This is a genomic window from Pseudoduganella violacea (genome assembly GCF_014191875.1).
GTDB classification, from domain to species: Bacteria; Pseudomonadota; Gammaproteobacteria; order Burkholderiales; family Burkholderiaceae_D; genus Rugamonas; species Rugamonas violacea_A.
In genome coordinates this window covers 344,557-363,363 of the sequence record NZ_JACHXD010000001.1, presented here as the reverse complement: position 1 = coordinate 363,363, position 18,807 = coordinate 344,557, and the positions used below count along the sequence as shown (strand labels likewise).

General features: G+C 63.2%; 13 protein-coding genes. 10 read left to right on the top strand and 3 right to left on the bottom strand.

From position 1 onward, the window contains the following. Positions 1-53: 53 nt before the first annotated feature. Positions 54-1,382 (top strand): MocR-like B6 salvage transcription factor PtsJ, encoded by a 1,329-nt coding sequence (gene ptsJ, locus FHS03_RS01630; protein WP_183439268.1) that lies wholly within the window; start codon positions 54-56, stop codon positions 1,380-1,382. On the opposite strand, the gene FHS03_RS01625 is transcribed toward ptsJ, so the two are convergent. Both FHS03_RS01625 and FHS03_RS01620 read right to left on the bottom strand, forming a co-directional pair. Continuing rightward, a complete protein-coding gene (locus tag FHS03_RS01625) occupies positions 1,366-2,475 on the bottom strand; it encodes a TRM11 family SAM-dependent methyltransferase (RefSeq protein ID WP_183439267.1) in 1,110 nt (369 codons plus the stop codon). The two genes, ptsJ and FHS03_RS01625, sit on opposite strands and share 17 nt — an antisense overlap. Further along, complete coding sequence (locus FHS03_RS01620) at positions 2,468-3,613, bottom strand: radical SAM family protein (RefSeq protein WP_183439565.1); 1,146 nt, start codon at positions 3,611-3,613, stop codon at positions 2,468-2,470. Before FHS03_RS01620 ends, FHS03_RS01625 begins: the two co-directional genes overlap by 8 nt. Before the next feature lie 128 nt (positions 3,614-3,741). On the opposite strand from FHS03_RS01620, the gene FHS03_RS01615 reads away from it, so the two are divergent. The 9 genes from FHS03_RS01615 to FHS03_RS01575 all read left to right on the top strand — a co-directional run bounded on the left by FHS03_RS01615 (position 3,742) and on the right by FHS03_RS01575 (position 17,487). After that, positions 3,742-4,407 carry an NUDIX hydrolase gene (locus tag FHS03_RS01615; RefSeq protein WP_183439564.1) on the top strand — a complete coding sequence of 222 codons (666 nt, stop codon included), beginning with the start codon at positions 3,742-3,744 and terminating at the stop codon, positions 4,405-4,407. A 528-nt stretch (positions 4,408-4,935) separates the two neighbouring features. Continuing rightward, entirely contained in the window at positions 4,936-6,234 is a 1,299-nt protein-coding gene (gene vioA / locus FHS03_RS01610) for a flavin-dependent violacein biosynthesis tryptophan-2 monooxygenase VioA (protein ID WP_183439266.1), read from the top strand. A 6-nt stretch (positions 6,235-6,240) separates the two neighbouring features. Then, entirely contained in the window at positions 6,241-9,258 is a 3,018-nt protein-coding gene (vioB, locus tag FHS03_RS01605; RefSeq protein ID WP_183439265.1) for an iminophenyl-pyruvate dimer synthase VioB, read from the top strand. Continuing rightward, entirely contained in the window at positions 9,259-10,545 is a 1,287-nt protein-coding gene (gene vioC / locus FHS03_RS01600; RefSeq protein WP_183439264.1) for an NADP-dependent violacein biosynthesis oxygenase VioC, read from the top strand. Continuing rightward, complete coding sequence (gene vioD, locus FHS03_RS01595; protein WP_183439263.1) at positions 10,545-11,663, top strand: flavin-dependent violacein biosynthesis monooxygenase VioD; 1,119 nt, start codon at positions 10,545-10,547, stop codon at positions 11,661-11,663. Before vioC ends, vioD begins: the two co-directional genes overlap by 1 nt. Positions 11,664-11,672: 9 nt before the next feature. Beyond that, complete coding sequence (gene vioE / locus FHS03_RS01590; RefSeq protein ID WP_183439262.1) at positions 11,673-12,269, top strand: violacein biosynthesis enzyme VioE; 597 nt, start codon at positions 11,673-11,675, stop codon at positions 12,267-12,269. Between the two features lie 31 nt (positions 12,270-12,300). Next, entirely contained in the window at positions 12,301-13,482 is a 1,182-nt protein-coding gene (locus FHS03_RS01585) for an MFS transporter (RefSeq protein ID WP_183439261.1), read from the top strand. Positions 13,483-13,564: 82 nt separating this feature from the next. Then, positions 13,565-13,942, top strand: a complete 378-nt coding sequence (locus tag FHS03_RS01580; RefSeq protein ID WP_183439260.1) for a VOC family protein — start codon at positions 13,565-13,567, stop codon at positions 13,940-13,942. A gap of 221 nt (positions 13,943-14,163) precedes the next feature. After that, a complete protein-coding gene (locus tag FHS03_RS01575; RefSeq protein ID WP_183439259.1) occupies positions 14,164-17,487 on the top strand; it encodes a chemotaxis protein CheB in 3,324 nt (1,107 codons plus the stop codon). 24 nt (positions 17,488-17,511) lie between these two features. Here the strand turns inward: FHS03_RS01575 and fabF are convergent, their stop codons facing one another. Then, positions 17,512-18,780 (bottom strand): beta-ketoacyl-ACP synthase II, encoded by a 1,269-nt coding sequence (fabF, locus tag FHS03_RS01570; RefSeq protein ID WP_183439563.1) that lies wholly within the window; start codon positions 18,778-18,780, stop codon positions 17,512-17,514. Positions 18,781-18,807 lie beyond the last annotated feature (27 nt).

Below are 18,807 nucleotides of genomic sequence, written 5' to 3'. Positions count from 1 at the left end.
AGCCATGGTGTACAATTTGTCCTAGGCCAAATGCTATCACGTCCTAGATTATTATGCGTATTACAGGAAAAACCGCGGCAGACATATTCGACAGCATCCGCATGCTGACCCAGACAGGCGCCTTGACCGCCGGCCAGGAGCTGCCCACGGTACGCGACCTGGCCGCCACGCTGGGCGTCAACCGCAATACGGTCTCGATGGCCTATAAGCGCCTGGCCGCAGCAGGAATCGCCGCCACGCAAGGACGGCTAGGCACGGTGATCCGCAGCCAGTCCGGTCCTGGCGAGCAGGAAGGTGCGTTGCCCGGTTCACCGCTGGCCGACCTGGGCAGCGGCAACCCGAATGCGGCCTGGCTGCCGGATATCGGCGCCGCCCTGGTGCGCAAGCCCTACCGCGCGCGCCTGTATGGCGAGCCACCGGTCGATCCTGAACTGGAAGCCGCGGCGCGCCACTGGCTGGCCAAGGATTGCCCGGAGCATCTGGACATCAATCTGACGCATGGCTCGGTGGATGCGATCGAAAGGCTGCTGGCGGCGCATCTGGTGGCGGGCGACAAGGTGGCGGTGGAAGATCCCTGCTTCATCAGCAGCGTCAACGCGCTGCGCGCCGCCGGACTGCAAACCGTGGGCGTGGCAATTGATGCGCAGGGCATGCAGGACGAGGCGCTGGAAGAAGCGCTGACGCAGGGCGCGCAGGCCGTCATTATCACGCCGCGCGCCCACAATCCAAGCGGCTGCAGCCTGAGTACGGCCCGCGCGCGCAAGCTGCGCGCTGTGCTGGCAAAGCATCCGCATGTGCTGGTCATCGTCGACGACCATTTTTCCCTGCTGTCGGTAACGGCTTATCAGGATGTGATTCCACCCGCCGCCCACCGCTGGGCGCTGATCCGTTCCGTCTCCAAGATGTTCGGCCCGGACCTGCGTCTGGCCTTCGTGGCAAGCGACGCGCAGACCTCGCAGCGCCTGCGCCTGCGCCTTGCTCCAGGCACGAACTGGGTCAGCCATCTTTTGCAGGATGCCGTTGCAGCCTGCCTCTCTTCGCCGGAAGTATCGGAACAGATCGCCCACGCCAGGGACGGCTACGCACGACATCGCGGCATCATGGCCCAGGCGCTCGCGCGGCAAGGCATCGCCGTCGCGTCGCCCGCCGACGGCTTGAATCTATGGCTGCCATTGCAGCAAAGTTCCCAGGCGCTGGTATTGGCGCTGGCGCAGCACGGGTGGCTGGTGCGCGGCGGCGAATCCTTCGGCCTGCAAACGCCGGCACACGGCTTGCGCATCACCATCTCAACGATCACCGAAGAAAAAGCGCAGGCGTTCGCGCGCCTTCTGCGCCAGGTGCTGGATCAACACCAGTTTTTTCAATCTAGCGGAAAGGCATAACTTTGATGCCGCCAAACGTAATTGCCTGGCTTAGCGCGGCGGGGTAACTGAGCTGGGCGTCCTCAAAGCAGACGTCGATCACGCATAGCTCGCCGCTGGCGCGCAGGCGCTGGGCGCGGAAGTAGTGGGCGGCGTTGGCGGCCAGCGGCACCGCGTGGCTGGCCAATGGGGCGCCCCAGCGAGCGATCTGGAAGCCTTGCGCTTCGAACCAGCAAACGAGTTTCTTAAGCTGTTCAAGATCGTCAGGCACCAGCAGGTCGACGTCCGATGGCAGGCGCTCAAGCGCTTCGCCGTGCAGCCAGTGCGCGTAACTGCCATACACCACGATGTCAGGAAAGGCGGCCGCCAGCGCGCGGACGCAGCTCAGCGACTCCTGCAGGTCGATGGCGCGGGCCTGCTTGCGCGCGATCAGGGCGTATTCGTGGGCGCGGTTGCTTTGTACCTGCAAGGCAGGCAGCGGCTGTCTTGCGCGCTCGTACAGCAGGATGCGTTCGTCAACGAGGTCGTAGCGTTCGGAGAGAATGCGCGCAACGTCCCAGGCCATCGGCACAAAGTGCTGGCCTATGCGCAGATTCTCGGCCATGACAATCACATAGCCGCCTTCGCGCACGAGCGGCTTCAAACCCTTGAATACCAGGTAAATCTGTTCCAGGAATTCCGCGTAGGTAGTGGAGTTATATAGCTGCGCTTCGCCCTCCTCGGGCCAGCGGCAGCCGAAGTAGGGGATATTCGTCAGCAACAGATCGATGGGCGGCAGCTGGGCGGCGGCTTTTATGATATCGCCTGCCAATACGGTCTGGCGCACGGCGCCGGCACGGTCCATGCGCTCCTGCGCGATGCCGGCGCGCGCCGGTTCAAGCTCGACGCCAATGCCGCGCCGTCCTTCGAGATGGGCCGCCATCAAGGTCGTGCCGAAACCGCAGAAGGGATCGAGCAGCACCCCGCCCTCAGGGCAGAACTGGCGGATGAAGGGACGCATCTGCTCGACCCAGCCGCAATCGCGCGCGCCGAAGGGATCGCGGGCGGCCAGGTCTGGCGCCAGGCGGTGCCCGGCCTCCTGCTCTTGCAGCAGCAGCCAACTATTGTTATCCAATCAGTGCCTCCTCGCGCGCGGATGAAAACAGGATATGCCGCTCGGGATTCCAGCCGGCGCACAGATTGCCGTTGGCGTGGAATACCAGCTTGTATACATTACCGGAGCCATGCTGGCGATGCATGAGGGCGTAGTCCGATGCTTCGAACGTAACGCGCATGCCCCGGTAGTGGCCAACCAGATTCCAGAAGTAGTAGCCTTCGGTAACTTGCTCAAACCCGAACCGGCCCGCAAATTCGGGCTGGTTCAGGCATTGCTCCAGCAGGTCCGCCATGGGGATGCGCGTGCCGGCGATGTAGCGCGAAGTCACGTTGTCCTTATAGCTGTCGTCAAGCTGCGAGAATTCACGGAACACGACCGCCTCCACGCCAAGCTCGCGCGCCCAGCCGAGGTAGTCCAGCACGTCGCCGGCAGTGGCGACGCCGCCAGCCTGCACGATGCAAACCAGCTTCACCGGAATGCGGCTGGTCAGGCGCTGCAGCATGGTCAAAAAACGCCCCTGCTGCCGTACCTCCACGCCGGGCCGAAAACGCATGATGGACTGATTGATGTTTTCATGATGGTGATGCCGCGACAGCTCGACCCAATCCAGACCAAAGACGGCAAGGCGTTCGATCAGCGCCGCGCCATGCGCCGCATGCGCCAGCCCTGAACCGTTGGTATACAGCACCCGGTCGTTGACCGGCGAAGACGCGGCATGCCGCTGCAGCGCGTCGAGCATTTGATACATCCATTCGGGATCGTCCGTCGTTTCGAGCCCGGACAGGGAGTAGGAGATAGGCAGGCCCGCCAGCTCGCGCAGCGCGGCGCGCAAATTGTCAAAGTAGGCGCTGCCGGGCCGCAGCGAACTGGATGGCTTCGCCGAAGCTTTCTCGATCAGGCTTTCCGAACAAAAGCGGCAGCGCGCCGAGCATGGCTTGGCCGAGGCATAGGGCGTGAACGTGACCGGCTGCGCGATCCGGTAGCTGCGTCCGCCGATGGTATGCGCGCGCCAGCGCTTGTCGTCCATCGCGGCGGGCGCGCGGTAGGCGACTGTCGGCACGCTTGCGGGCAGTTGCGCCAGCACCGGCGCCGCGACCAGCTGCGCGGCCCGCTCCCCGGTCAAGGGCTGGATCGGAATGATATCTCTGTCGTGCATATTCAACCTTTGCTGCTAGCGCCATTATTTCGGCTCATGGAAACAGTGTAGCCCACTTAGTTTAAAACGTAAACTAACTATGCTATAGTTCCCTTGCCGATGAAAATGGAGCCGGTATGCAGAAAATGATGCAGCAAGTGGTTTGTACCGTCGATGTGGTTCTGCTGACGCTGCAGGACAGCGCGCTGAAGGTGGCGCTGCTGAAGCGCGGCCGCGCGCCATTCAAGGACGTGCAAGCGCTGCCGGGCGGCTATATTCATCCCGATACGGACGCCGATACGCGGGATGCCGCGCTGCGCATGCTGGCGCAGAAGACGGCGATCCAGCCGCCGTATCTGGAGCAGTTGGCGACCTTCTCCGGTCCGGCGCGCGATCCGCGCGGCTGGTCGATCTCGGTGGTGTATTACGCGCTGGTGCCATTCGATGTGATCGGGCAGGCTGGCCAGGCGGACGTGACGCTGGCCAGCGTCGACAAGCTGCCCCGGCTGTCCTTCGACCACCGCGCGATCGTCAACACGGCTGTGCAGCGCCTGCGCGGCAAAAGCCAGTATTCCTCACTGCCCTGCTACCTGGCGGGCGAGGCGTTCACGCTGCCGCAGCTGCAGCGGATTTACGAGGCGCTGATGGGTGAGGCGCTCAACAAGGTGAGCTTCCGCCGCAAGATGGTGGAAATGGATATGCTCGAAGCCATCGCCGGCGAATTTTCCGCCGCTGGCGCGCACCGGCCCGCACAGCTGTACCGCCTCAAGCCGGAGTTGCGCGATCAGTTGACGCTGATCGCGCGGGGCCTGTAAGCCAATCCATTGCAGCGCAACTGAAGGTAGTAACTAGCAAAGCAACCGCCACGCTAATTCAGCGCGCCTTTTCTTAAGTAACCGTAAAGCATACGTCAAAAATAGTTTCTTGCGTCCGACGCACCTTTGATATTTATCAAACGGGCTAGCAAACCCTTAGGTTATTGTCTAGCCAACTTTTGATTTTCATCAAGAAATCCAATCCGAGCTTGAGCAGCTGCGCAGAGGAAGGAGTCCGCTGCGCCGCACGACTTGGCCGCCCCCTGCAAAACCTGGCAGTAGCATCCCGCAACTTGGGAATGTAAAGTCACGCTGCCTTTTTTCAGGAAAGCAAGATCCCCGGACATTGATTACCACGGCCCCTTCTCGCGCCGGTTCGGGAGAGGTAACGAGATGCGCATAGGTGAATTCGTAGACGACACTTTTTCTTGAGCCTCACCCGCTAAGCGCAAGTGGCGGGCCGTTGCCCGGAATAGAACAAGTGCCACCCAAATCGACCGTTCTTGATTAACGAAAAGGAATTTCCGGATGACGAATTATTCTGACATTTGCATAGTTGGCGCTGGCATTGGTGGACTGACTTGCGCAACCCAACTGATCAACGCCACGGCCGGGAAAAATTTACGCATCCGCGTATTCGATCTGAATACGTCGGTAGGCGGCCGTATCCAGTCGCGCGAAATCGACGAGGAGGAAATCGCCGAACTCGGCGCCGCGCGCTACTCGCCGCAACTGCATCCGAACTTCCAGCAGCTCATGCAGGAAAGCGGTCTGGCCCATGCCATCTATCCTTTCACCGAAGCGGTGTTTCGCGAGCGCGAGCAGGAGCAGCTGAAAGAAACCCTGCTGAGCCTGAGCCCGATGGTGAAGGAACATCCGGATGATTCCTTCCTGGATTTCGTCAGCCACTACCTGGGCGCCGAGGAAGCCACCCGCATCATCAAGGCCACCGGCTATGACGCCCTGCTGTTGCCGATCGTGACGGCCGCCATGGCGTACGACATCATCAAGAAGCACCCGGAAACGCAAAACTTTACCGAGAATGCCGCCAACCAGTGGCGCTATGCCACCGACGGCTACAGCGAACTGCTGGGCCAGCTGCAACGCCAGGCCCAGTCCGGCGGCGTGGAGTTCCAGCTGGAGCACCGCCTGCTGTCGGTCAAAAAAACCGGCGCCGAGTATGTGCTCTCCTTCAGCCATATGGGCGATACCCTGGTGCACCGCACCCGCCACCTGATCATGGCCATTCCGCCCTCCGCCATGGCCGGCCTGGACCTGGATTTCCCCGCCACGTGGAGCCCGTTCAAGTACGATTCCCTGCCTTTGTTCAAAGGCTTCCTGACGTTCGACAAGTCCTGGTTCCAGGGTCTGGGCCTGACCGACAAAGTACTGATGGCTAACAATCCTCTGCGGAAAATCTACTTCAAGAGCGACAAGTACATGGTGTTCTACGTCGACAGCAAAAGCGCCACGTATTGGCGGGACAGTCTGGAGCAGGGCGAGGAAGTGTATCTGGAGCGGGTGCGCAGCCACCTGGAAGAAGTCTTGCCGCTGAACGGACAGCCGCTGCCGCCGATCAAGACGCATTTCTACAAGCACTGGCCACACGGCGTCGAGTTTTACCTGGAGCCGGAAGCGGAACATCCGCCGGTCCTGCTGCACCCGGACGGCATCATCTCCTGCTCGGACGCCTATACCCAGCATTGCGGCTGGATGGAGGGCAGCCTGATCAGCGCGCGGCAAGCCACCGACCTGCTGCTGGAACGGCTCAGCGAGGTAACGGAAGAGTCCGGAACGAAGGACAAGCTCGCCACTTCCTCGAACTGAGCGCCTATGAGCATTCTTGATTTTCCGCGCTTCCATTTCCGGGGCTTTGCCCGCGCCAATGTGCCGACTGCCAACCGCAATACGCACGGCCATATCGATATCGCCAGCAATACGGTATCGATCGCGGGCGAGCCTTTCGATCTGGGCCGGCCGCCGTCGGAATTCCATGAGCACCTGAAACAGCTGGCGCCGCGCTTCAACGCCGAAGGCAAGCCGGACCCGGAAGGCATTTTCAGCCAGGCGGCGGGCTACAATGCTTGCGGCAATAATCATTTTGCTTGGGAAAACGTCCAAATCACCGGCGTGCAGCTGCAGGAAGGCGCCGTCGATACCGCAGACAATCTGGTCGGCGCCAAGCTGGCCTTATGGGGACATTACAACGACTACCTGCGCACGACGTTCAACCGCGCCCGGTGGGTCGACCAGAATCCCGCCGAGCCGGACAGCACGCTGATTTACGCCGGCCAGTTCACGCTGAGCGGCAAGCAGGCCACGGCGAATACGCCCAGCCTGTTCAGCGCCGACCTGGCGCAGGCGCATTCGGTGCGCATGCTGGGCCATGGCCATATCACCGAGCGCAGCGGGCACTTCCTGGACGAGGAATTCGGCCGTTCCAGGGTATTCCAGTTTTCCGTGTCCAAGCAGGACGCCAATTTCCTCTTCAACCAGGAGGCGGCGCTGCCGGCCAGCCTGCGCGCCTTGCAAGAGGCGCTGGCCGACGAGGATGTGCTGGGACTGACGGTGCAGTATGCCTTGTTCAATATGTCGACGCCGCCGAAGCCCGATTCGCAAGTGTTTTACGACCTGGCCGGCAGCATCGGGCTGTGGCGGCGCGGCGAGCTGGCCACCTATCCGGCCGGCCGCCTGCTGCTGCCGCGCCAGAGCCGCCTGGGACCGGTGCTGGTCAAGGTGCACGCCGACCGCGTCTCGCTGAATATGCCGACCGCCATTCCCTTCACCACGCGCGCGCCCGGCGCCGTGTCGGAACAGCATCCGACCCATGCCCTGGGCGGCAAGCAGGCGCTGGGCGAGCTGCTGCTGCATGGCGCCGATGGCGCGCTGCTGGCGCGCATCCCGGAGCAGGCGTATCTGGATTACTGGCGCCACCATGGCGTCATCGATGTGCCGCTGCAGCACGCCGGGGCGGCGTCCGGCTCGCTCAGCCTGAGCAGCGCGCAAGCGCAGTGGGACGAGGCCGACTGGGTGCTGCAATCCGACAGCAACCTGCTGTATCTGGAAGCGCCGAACCGGCACAAGCAGCAGGACTTCCCGCAGACGATCAGGCTGCAAAGCCGCTTCCGCGGCGCGCTGGCGGACCATCCGGCGCTGGCGGTGCAGGCGCGGGACGGCGACATGCTGGCCCTGGCGCTGGAAGCCTCGGCGCAAGGAACGGGCTACGCCGATCTGCGCATCACGGGCCGCCGTGCGGGCGCCACGCGCATCATGCTGGGCGAGGGCAGGGAGGCGCAAGCCATCGGCGTGCGCGTGCTGCCCGACGACTGGCATCTGGACGAGGTGCCGGCCGAGCAGGTCGACTATGCCTTCCTCTACCAGCATGTGATGGGCTATTACGAGCTGATCTATCCCTTCATGTCGGACAAGGTGTTCAGCCTGGCGGACCAGTGCAAGTGTGAAACCTATTCGCGCCTGATGTGGCAGATGTGCGATCCGCAGAACCGCGACAAAAGCTATTACATGCCGAGCACGCGCGAGCTGTCGCTGCCGAAATCGCGCCTGTTCCTGAAATACCTGACCCAGGTCGAGGCCGCCGCCAAGACGGGGCAGCCGGACGCGGGCGCGGCCCACGTGATCCGCTGCAAAGGCGAGCTGGTCGAGGAATTGAAGAAGGCGATCGACCTCGAACTGTCGCTCATGCTGCAGTACCTGTATGCCGCGTATTCGATCCCGAATTACGAGCAGGGGCTGCAGCAGGTGAAAGCGGGACGCTGGCTGCCCGCCGAGCTGGAACTGGCGTGCGGCGGCGCAGACCGGCGCCGCAACAGCGGTGCGCGCGGCGCCCTGCTGGAAATCGCCCATGAGGAAATGATCCACTACCTGCTGGTGAACAATGTGCTGATGGCGCTCGGCGAACCGTTCTATGCCGGCGTGCCCTTAGTGGGAGAGCAGGCGCGGCAACGCTTCGGCCTCGACACCGAATTCGCCTTCGAACCGTTCTCCGAGCATGTGCTGGCCCGGTTCGTGCGCTTCGAATGGCCCGACTATATTCCGACGCCGGGCAAGTCCATCGCCAGCTTCTATATCGCCATCCGCCAGGCGCTGAGCGAGCTGCCGGACCTGTTCCAGAGCGGCCGCGGCAAGAGCGGCGGCGAGCACCACCTGTTCCTCAAGGAACTGACCAACCGCGCCTATCCCGGCTACCAGCTGGAAGTGGGCGACCGCGACAGCGCGCTGTTCGCCATCGACTTCGTCACCGAACAGGGCGAGGGCGTGGCGGTCGATTCACCGCATTTCGCCTCCTCGCATTTCCAGCGCCTGCGCACCCTGGCCGGCCAGTTCGCCGCTTGCGCCAAGCCCTTCGAACCGGCCATTCCGGCGCTGAAAAATCCGGTGCTGGAGGCGCGCCCGGACTGCAATATCGTGACCGATCCGAAGACGCGGTCGCTGATGCAGCTGTACCAGGGCTGCAATGAGCTGACCTTCGCGCTGATGGCCCACCATTTCGCGCAGCAGCCACTGGGCAGCCTGCGCCGCTCGCGCCTGATGAACGCGGCCATCGACATCATGACCGGCTTGTTGCGGCCGCTGTCGGCCGCCCTGATGAATATGCCGTCCGGCCTGCCCGGACGCAATGCCGGACCGCCCGTGCCCATGCCGCTGAGCAGCCAGATCAGCAGCGACTACAGCACGGGCTGCGAGCAGCTGGCGCAGAAATGCCTGGCGCTGGCGCAATACGCCCGCAGTCTGGAAGCGGGCGTGGTCGGCTTGGCGCCGATCGAAATGTTGGAGTTCTTTAATCAGCAACTGACCGATTTATCTCGGGGAAAGATGTCAAGAGAGGCCTGAATGCACAAAATCATCATCGTCGGCGGCGGCTTGGCAGGTAGCCTCACCGCCATCTATCTGGCGCAACGCGGACACCACGTCCAGGTTGTGGAAAAGCGCAGCGATCCGCTGCAGGAAAATCCCAAGGCCGATCCGATCAACTCGCGCGCCATCGGCGTCAGCATGACGGTGCGCGGCATCAAGGCGGTGCTCGGGGCCGGCATCAGCAAAGAGGATCTGGACCAGTGCGGCGAACCCGTGGTCGGCATGGCGTTTTGCGTGCGCGGCCAATACAAGGTGCGCGAGCTGACGCCGCTCGAAGGCTTGTTCCCGCTGTCGCTGAACCGGAACGCCTTCCAGCGCCTGCTCAACAAATACGCCGCCCTGCACAAGGTGAAATACCATTTCGAGCATAAATGCCTGGACGTCGACCTGGACCGGAAAACCGTGCTGATCCAGGGGCCGGATGGCGCCCTGCAGCATCTGCATGGCGACCTGATCATCGGCGCCGACGGCGCCCACTCGGCCGTGCGGCGCATCATGCAAAGCAATATGCGGCGCTTCGAGTTCAAGCAGACCTTCTTCCGCCACGGCTACAAGACAGTGGTGCTGCCGAATGCCGAGGCGCTCGGCTTCCGCAAGGATCTGCTGTATTTCTTCGGCATGGATTCGCGCGGCCTGTTCGCCGGCCGCGCCGCCACCATTCCGGACGGCAGCATCAGCTTCGCCATCTGCCTGCCCTACACCGGCACGCCCAGCCTGGCGACGCAAAACCCGGAGGCCATGGCCGAGTTCTTCGACCGCTATTTCAGCATGCTGCCGCCGGCCAGCCGCAAGGAATTGATGGAGCAGTACATCGCGCTGCCGAGCAACGATCTGATCAATGTCCGTTCCAGCACCTTCCACTACAAGGGCAATGTGGTGCTGATCGGCGACGCGGCGCACGCCACCGCGCCCTTCCTGGGCCAGGGCATGAATATGGCGCTGGAAGATGTGCACGTCTTCGTCAAGCTGCTGGAAAAACACGGCAACGCGCTGGACCTGGCCCTGTCCGACTTCACCCGCCTGCGCAAGGTGGAAGCCGACGCCATGCAGGATATGGCGATCGCCAACTACGAAACGCTGAGCAACCCGAATCTGATTTTCTTCCTGCAGACCCGGTACACCCGCTATATGCACAAGAAATTCCCCCGCGTTTATCCGCCCGATATGGCGGAGAAACTGTATTTCACATCGGTTCCCTACGATGAGCTGCAGCAAATCCAGAAGAAGCAAAACGTTTGGTACAAACTTGGAAGGGTAAATTAATGAAGATTCTCGTTATCGGCGCTGGACCAGCAGGACTGATTTTTGCCAACCAACTGAAGAAGTCGCAACCTGGCTGGGACATCAGCATCGTGGAAAAAAACACGCCGGATGAAGTGCTGGGCTGGGGCGTGGTGCTGCCGGGACGGCCGCCGCACCATCCGGCCAATCCGCTCTCGTATATCGACGAGCCGGAGCGCCTGCATCCGCAGTTCCTCGAAGAATTCAAGCTGGTGCACAATAACCAGCCGAACCTGATGAGCACTGGCGTTACGCTGTGCGGCGCCGAACGGCGCGGCCTGGTGCATGCGCTGCGCGCCAAATGCGTGGCGGCCGGCATCCCGATCAGCTACGAAACGCCGCCGGCCAGCAAGGAGGAACTGGAAGCCGAGTACGACCTGGTGGTCGTGGCCAACGGCCTGAACTACAAAACCCTGGAACTGCCGCCGGCGCTGGCGCCGCATGTGGACTTCGGCAGCAATAAATACATGTGGTACGGCACCACCCAGCTGTTCGACCAGATGAACCTGGTGTTCCGCAGCAGCGACCACGGCATTTTCGTCGGCCACTCCTACAAGTACTCGGACAAGATGAGCACCTTCGTGGTCGAGTGCAGCGAGCAGACGTTCGCCCGCGCCGAGCTGGAAGCGCGGCCCGAGCGCGATGCCGCCGCCTACGTCGCGAAAGTCTTCCAGGCCGAACTGGGCGGGCATGAGCTGATCAGCCAGCCGGGCCAGGGCTGGCGCAATTTCATGACCCTGAGCCACGACCTGGCCTATGACGGCAAGTTCGTGCTGATCGGCGACGCGCTGCAAACCGGCCACTTCTCGATCGGCCACGGCACGACGATGGCGGTGGTGGTCGCGCTGCTGCTGGCGAAGACCCTGAATACCGATGCCGGCGTCCCCGCCGCGCTGGAGAACTTCAACGCGCGCGCCGTGCCGCTGGTACAGCTGTTCAAGGAACACGCCAACAGCAGCCGTCTGTGGTTCGAAACCGTGGGCGAGCGCATTGCGCTGAGCAATGAGGAGCTGACCGCCAGCTTCGACGCCCGCCGCAAGGACTTGCCGCCGCTGCAGGACGCGCTGATGGCCAGCCTCGGCTACGCCCTCGGCCGCTAAGGAGAAGCCATGCCCGCACACGCCACGCCGCCGCTGCTGCCGCTGCAATGGAGCAGCGCCTATATCTCGTATTGGACGCCGATGCTGGAGGAAGACCAGACCACCTCCGGCTATTGCTGGTTCGATTACGGCCGCAATATCTGCCGCATCGACGGCTTGTTCAATCCCTGGTCGGAAAAGGAAACCGGCCACCGGCTCTGGATGTCGGAAATCGGCGACGCCCGGCGCGAGCAAAGCCGCAAGCAGAAAGTGGCCTACGCCAGGGAAACGGCGGCGGCGGGCGTGCAGCTGTACGACACGGCCTTGCCCGATGAGGTGACGCCGTTTCATGAGCTGTTCCTGCCGCAGGCCATCCTGGTCGACGGCGAGGCGCGCCACGACGGCCGCCACAGCGTGCTGGGCCAGGAGGCCGACGCCTGGGTGGTGGAACGGCCGGGCAAGGCGCCTTCGGTCTTCTACCTGCAGGCCGGCGGCAACCACTTGCTGCGCATGGTGACGGGCAGCGACCCGCTGCACCAGTCGGTGCGCGATTTCCCGAACTTCTTTGCCGGCGAAATTGCGGACAGCGTTTTCATGCCGGGAACCAGCACCGTTCTTTCCCGCTAACAGTACACAGCAGCCCAGCCAGGAGCCGTATATGCCATTGCTTGTCTATATTTTAGGGTTGACGATCTTTTCGATCACCACGTCCGAGTTCATGGTGGCGGGCATGATGCCATCGCTGGCCCAGGCCCTGGGCCAGCCCGTGACGCAGATCGGTTATCTGATCTCGCTCTATGCCATGGGCATGGTGATTGGCGGGCCGCTGTTCACCATTGGCCTGCTGCGGCTGCGCATTCCCAATAAGAAGGGACTGCTGTGGCTGCTGGGCCTGTACGCGCTGGCCCAATCCGCCGCGGCCTCGGCCAACAACTACGAAGTCATGGCCATCGCCCGGCTGGCCACGGGGGTGGCCGGCTCGGTCTGCTTTGGCCTGTCGCTGGCAATCTGCGCCGAGGCCGTCAAGCCGCAAATGCGCGGGCGCGCCGCGGCGGTGGTGATCGGCGGCCTGATGCTGGCCGGCGTGGTCGGCGTGCCGGTCAGCACGCTCATCGACCAGCACTTCGGCTGGCGCGCCAGCTTCTGGCTGGTGGTGGCGCTGGCGCTCCTGTGCCTCGGACTCATCGCGCTGCTGGTGCCGCCGGCCAAGGCTTCCGACAAGGTCAGCCTTGGCGATGAGCTGGGCGAATTCCGCAACCGCCACCTGTGGGCGGCCTATGCCAGCAGCGCGCTGATCATCGGCGCCATCTTCGCCGCCTTCAGCTATTTCACGCCGATCCTGACCGAGGTCAGCGGTTTCCCACCGTCCTCGATTCCCTGGCTGCTCGGCGTCTATGGCATCGCCAACGTCGTGGGCAACGGCGTGGTGGGGCGTTTTGCGGACCAGTACACCATCCCCATCATGGTGGGCGGCATGATCGTGCTCGGTTCGAGCCTGGCGCTGTTCGCCGTCTTCGCGCACCACCAGAACATCAGCGTCGCGCTGCTGATCGTGACCGGCCTGGTCGGCATGTCGATGAATCCGGCCATCATCGCCCGCGTCATGCGCACCGCGCATCCCGGGCCGCTGGTCAATACCGTGCACACCTCGGTCATCAATATCGGCCTGAGCGTCGGCTCCTGGGCCGGCGGCGCCGGCATTGCCGCCGGCTACGGCCTGCGCTCGCCGCTGTGGGTCGGCGTCGCGCTGGCCTTCCTCGGCCTGGTCAGCCTGCTGCCCTACCTCGGTCACAAGCCGCACGACGCGGGTTCCGCCGCCTATCCGGCCGGCGTCGATTGAGTCCGGGCAGGGTTGCGCCGGGACGCGGAACTGGCCCCTGCGGTATCATGGCGCCAGGCAAACTCTGCTGAAGACCGCGGATATGATCGACCATCTTGACCACCTCGTCCTGACCACGCGCGACAAGGAACGCTGCATCGATTTCTACACGCGCGTGCTGGGCATGCAGCTGGAAACCTTCGGCGCCGGCCGGGTGGCTTTCAAGTTCGGCGCGCAGAAGATCAATCTGCATGAGTACGGCAAGGAATTCCTGCCCAAGGCGCAGGCGCCGACGCCCGGCTCGCTCGACCTCTGCTTCATCGCCTCGCTGCCGCTGGATCAGGTCATCGCGCGTTTGCACGCCGCGGACGTGGCGATCGAAGAAGGCCCGCTGATGCGCACCGGCGCCAACTGGCCGATCCGTTCCGTGTACGTGCGCGATCCGGACCTGAACCTGATCGAAATCTCCGAGCAGGCCTGAACGGCCACCCCCACCGGAACCACCACTATGGATGGAATACTGCTGGGCCGCACGCTGGGCCTGGCCTTTCCTTGAACTTGCATGACTATATCGGCGCGGGCATGGCACTGCTGGGCGCCGGCGTGATCGCACTGGGACATAAGGCGGTGTAGCGCACAATCGCGCCGGAACCTTGGTGCTATGATGAAGCCCTCTCATTCCCGGCAGTGGGGCGGAAACGTATGCCTGGCCACTCGCGTGACATCGTCTCGAAACAAGCGCCGCTGGTCGCGATTGGCGGGTCCGCCGGCAGCCTGGACGCTCTCATCCAATTCTTCGAGGTCTTGCCGGAAGACTGCGGCATCGCCTTTATCGTCGTCGTCCATCTCTCCCCCAACGAGGAAAGCCTGCTGCCGGAATTGTTGCAGCGGCGCTGCGCCTTGAAGGTGATTCATGCACGAAACAATCAGCATATTTTTGCCAATCATGTGTATGTGATTCCGCCCGGGCGCATCCTGACCCGGCAGCAGGACAGCTTGCAAGTCGCGCCGCTGGACCTGCAGCATGGCAGGGTCGCCGTGATCGATGTGCTGTTCGAATCGCTGGCCGTGCCGGACCATCCTCCCCTGGCCGGCATTTTGCTGTCGGGCGCCGATTCCGACGGCACGGCCGGCTTGCGACGGATCAAGCAAGCGGGCGGCTTGACGCTGGTACAAAATCCCGCCGACGCCGCCCAGGAAATCATGCCCCGCGCGGCGATCGACAGCGGCTGCGTCGATGCCGTTTTGTCCGCCGGGCAGATGCCCGCGCTGCTGCTGTCCAGCTTTGGCATCAACGCCACGCTGCGCCGGCCGCCCGCCCTGCAAGCCCTGAAAACCAAGCACCTCCTGAAACCGACGGACAAGGAAGCGGAGCTGGTGCACAAGGCGGTGCAGAGCCTGCGACGGCGAACCGGCCGTGATTTTTCCTACTTCCGCCAGATCGTGGTGCTGCGGCACTTGCGCCGGCGCATGGAGATAACGGTTCAGGGGAAGGCGGCCGACTATCTGGCCTTGCTCGATACGGACGCCGCCGAACCGGAGGCGCTGCTGCGCGAACTGCTGATTTCCGTCACCGGCTTTTTCCGCGACCCGGAAGCGTTCGACGCCTTGCGCCGGCATATCCCCGAACTGTTCAAAGGCAAGGGCGAAGCCGATTTTGTACGGGTCTGGGTGCCCGCCTGCGCAACCGGCGAGGAAGCCTATTCCATCGCCATGCTGTTGCAGGAATATGCGGAAACGCTCCTGCATCCACCCGGCATCCGGGTGTTTGGCTGCGACCTGGACCGTTCCGCCATCGAAAAAGCCCGCGCCGGGCTGTATCGGCCGGTGGTGGCGGCGTCGGTGGGCGAGGAGCGCCTGGAGCGCTTTTTCCTGCGGGAGGCCGGCGGCTACCGCGTGCGGCGGGAATTGCGCCAAATCATGCTGTTCGCGGAAAACGACGTGGTCGGCGACCCCGCCTTCACCTGTATCGACCTGGTCAGCTGCCGCAATCTGCTGATTTACCTGAATCCGGAGGGACAAAAGCGGATGATGGATGTGTTCGACTTTGCCCTCGATCCGCACGGCATGCTATTTCTCGGGGCCGCCGAGGGACTGTTGAACTTCAACACGGCGTTTTATCCGCTGGAATCGCGGTACCGCATCTATCGCCGCAGCACCGACCCGCAGCGCAAAACCAGCGGCGGCGGCTCGATTCAACGCTCGCTGACAATGGAACAGAGCGCCTATGGACAAGCCGCATTGCCGAGAAAGGAAAGGGAAGGCCCCACCCTGAACCAGCTTCAGGATCAGCTCAAATTATTGCAGCAGCGTTTGCTCGGCAGCGTCCGGCCGGAGACCGCCGGCGCAACAGCCCAGCAGCAGTTGCAAGTCATCACGCAGGAACTGCACGCCACCCTGGAAGAGCTGGACATCCACCGCCAGGAGCTACGCTCGATGAACGCCGAGTTGACCGCCGTCAATCTGGTGCTGAGCACCAAGCTCGACGAGCTGGAACAGATCAATAGCGATCTCAACAATCACATGAACGCGGCGGCGATTCCGATGGTCTTTCTGAACCGCGAATTGCGCATCATGCGCTACACGCCGCGCGCACTGGACCTGTTCCGCCTGATTCCAGCCGATATCGGCCGCATGCTGAGCGACCTGCGCAATGACCTGGACTATCCGGCCCTGCCGAGCGATGCCGAGCATGTCCTGAACGGCGGCGATCCGATCGAGCGCGAAATCCGCGGGCAAGCCGGGACCTGCTATTTCGCCCGCGTGCTGCCCTATCATGCGCAGCAGAAGCGCATTGTGGGCGTGGTGCTCACCTTTTTCGACATCACCGAACGCAAGCAGTCGGAGGCGGCGCTGCAAGCCTCCGAGGAAAAGCTCAGAACCTTCATCAGCGCAACTTCTGAGATCGTTTATGAAATGAGCGCGGACTGGCTCGAAATGCGCTCGCTCGATGGCAAGAACTTCATTGCCACGACCGAGATTCCGCGCAAGGACTGGATCGAGGAATATATTCCCGAAGATGAAAAGCCGCGCGTCTGGGCCGCCATCAAACAGGCGACCGCGGAGCATGGCTATTTCGAACTGGAACACCGCGTCGTCCGCATCGATGGCAGCACTGGTTGGGTTTTCTCGCGCGCCATCCCGCTTTTCGACCAGCAGGGCCATATTGCCAAATGGTTTGGCACGGCCAGCGATATCACCGAAAGAAAATGCACCGAAGAGGCGCTGCACGATTCGGAGGAACAGTACCGCAAGCTGTTCGACGCCATTGATGAAGGCTTTTGCATCATCGAAGTCTTGTTCGATGGCGATGACAAGCCGGTCGACTACCGTTTTCTGCAGATCAACCCGGCCGTCGAACGGCAGGCTGGGATCAAGGAGCCCACTGGGCGCTGGATGCGCGAGATCGCACCACGGCACGAACAATACTGGTTCGAAACCTATGGCCGCGTCGTCCAGACCGGCGAACCGGTGCGCTTTGAAAGCGAGGCCAAGGAACTGGGACGCTTCTTTGATGTGTATGCCTTCCGCGTTGGCGATCCGAAGTTGCGGCGCGTCGGCATCCTGTTCAACGATATCAGCACGCGCAAACGCAGCGACGATGCCTTGCGCGCCGAGGAAAGCCGGCTGCGCCTGGCGCTCGATGCCGCCGAGATGGGTTGCTATGCCTGGTATCCGGCCGAGGACCGGACCGAGGCGGACGCAATGCTGCTGGCCTTATTCGGCCTGCCTGCCGACGCGGCGCTGACGCATGCCAGCGCGGCGGCGATGATCCATCCCGACGACCTCGAACGCCATGAGGCGGTCTTGAGACGGGCGCTCGATCCCGGCAGCGATGGCATTTTCCGCGACGAGATCCGCGTCCGTGGCGCCGATGGCGTCGAACGCTGGCTGGCGTTCAACGGCAAAGTCGAATTCGGGGGAGAACCCCGGCAGCCGGTGCGGCTGTCGGGCGTCGCGCGCGACGTGACGGAGCAGCGCCGGGCCGTCCCCGCGTGTGGGGCCAAGGACAGGGAACACCCCTGAGCACGGCCATCGCGCGGTCCAGGATCAAAGCCGGCGGAACAGCAGGCTGGCGTTGACGCCGCCAAAACCAAAGCCATTGGAGAGGGCATAGTCCGTCGCGATCTTGCGCGCCGCTCCGCTGACAATGTCGATGCCCTCGGCCGCCGCATCCGGCTGCGTCAGGTTCAGCGTGGGAGGCGCCATCTGGTCGCGCAGCGCAAGCACGGTGAAGATGGCTTCCACACCGCCAGCCGCGCCCAGCAAATGCCCTGTCGCGGACTTGGTGGCCGACACGGCGGGACCACGGCCGGCGCCGAATATGGCCTTGATGGCCGCCAGCTCGCTGGCGTCGCCCACCGGCGTGGACGTCGCATGCGCGTTCAAATGCCCGATCAGTTCCGGCGCGATGTTCGCCTGCCGGATGGCCAGCTCCATGGCGCGCCGTCCGCCGGCGCCGTCTTCGGGCGGCGACGTCATGTGATAGGCGTCGGCGCTCGTGCCATAGCCAAGCAGTTCCGCAATCGGCACCGCGCCGCGCCGCAATGCGTGCTCCAATTCCTCGATGACCAGTATGCCGGCGCCTTCGCCCATGACAAAGCCATCGCGTTCAACATCAAAGGGGCGGGATGCCTGCGTGGGGCTGTCATTGAAGCCGGTGGACATGGTTCTTGCGGCGGCGAATGCGCCAAAGCTGACGCGATCGATGCAAGCCTCGGCGCCACCGCACACGGCGATATCGGCTTCACCAGCGCGGATCAGGCGCGCCGCGTCGCCAATGGCCTGGGCGCTGGCGGCGCAGGCGGTCACGGGGGCGCCAAGGGGGCCGTGGAAGCCGTGGCGGATGGAAATGTGTCCGGCTGCCATATTCGCCAGGAAACTGGGAACGGTGAAAGGCGAGAGCCGCTTTGGCCCACGGCCATCCGTGACTCTGACAGCCTCCACAATGGCCGCAAAACCGCCTATGCCGGACGCGACGATGGTTGCCGTCCTCTCACGCTCGCTGTCGGTTTCAGGCTGCCAGCGGGCCTGTGCTAAAGCCTCCTGCGCCGCCGCCAGCGCAAACATGCTGAAGCGGTCCATCTTCTTCTGGTCCTTGGGTTCCACGGCGAGGTTCGCATCGAAGCCCCAAGGGCGATCCGCCGTCAACGCCGGCACCATGCCCGCGACCTTTGCGGCAATCCCTTCCGTGATCTCGTCATCCAAACTGGCCAATCCCGATTGGCCGTTCAAGAGATGCCGCCAGGCGGCCTCCACGCCACATCCCAAAGGCGACACCAAACCCATGCCAGTGACCACAACGCGTCTTGTATTCAAACTCCGCTCCCTTTGTTGAGCAATGAA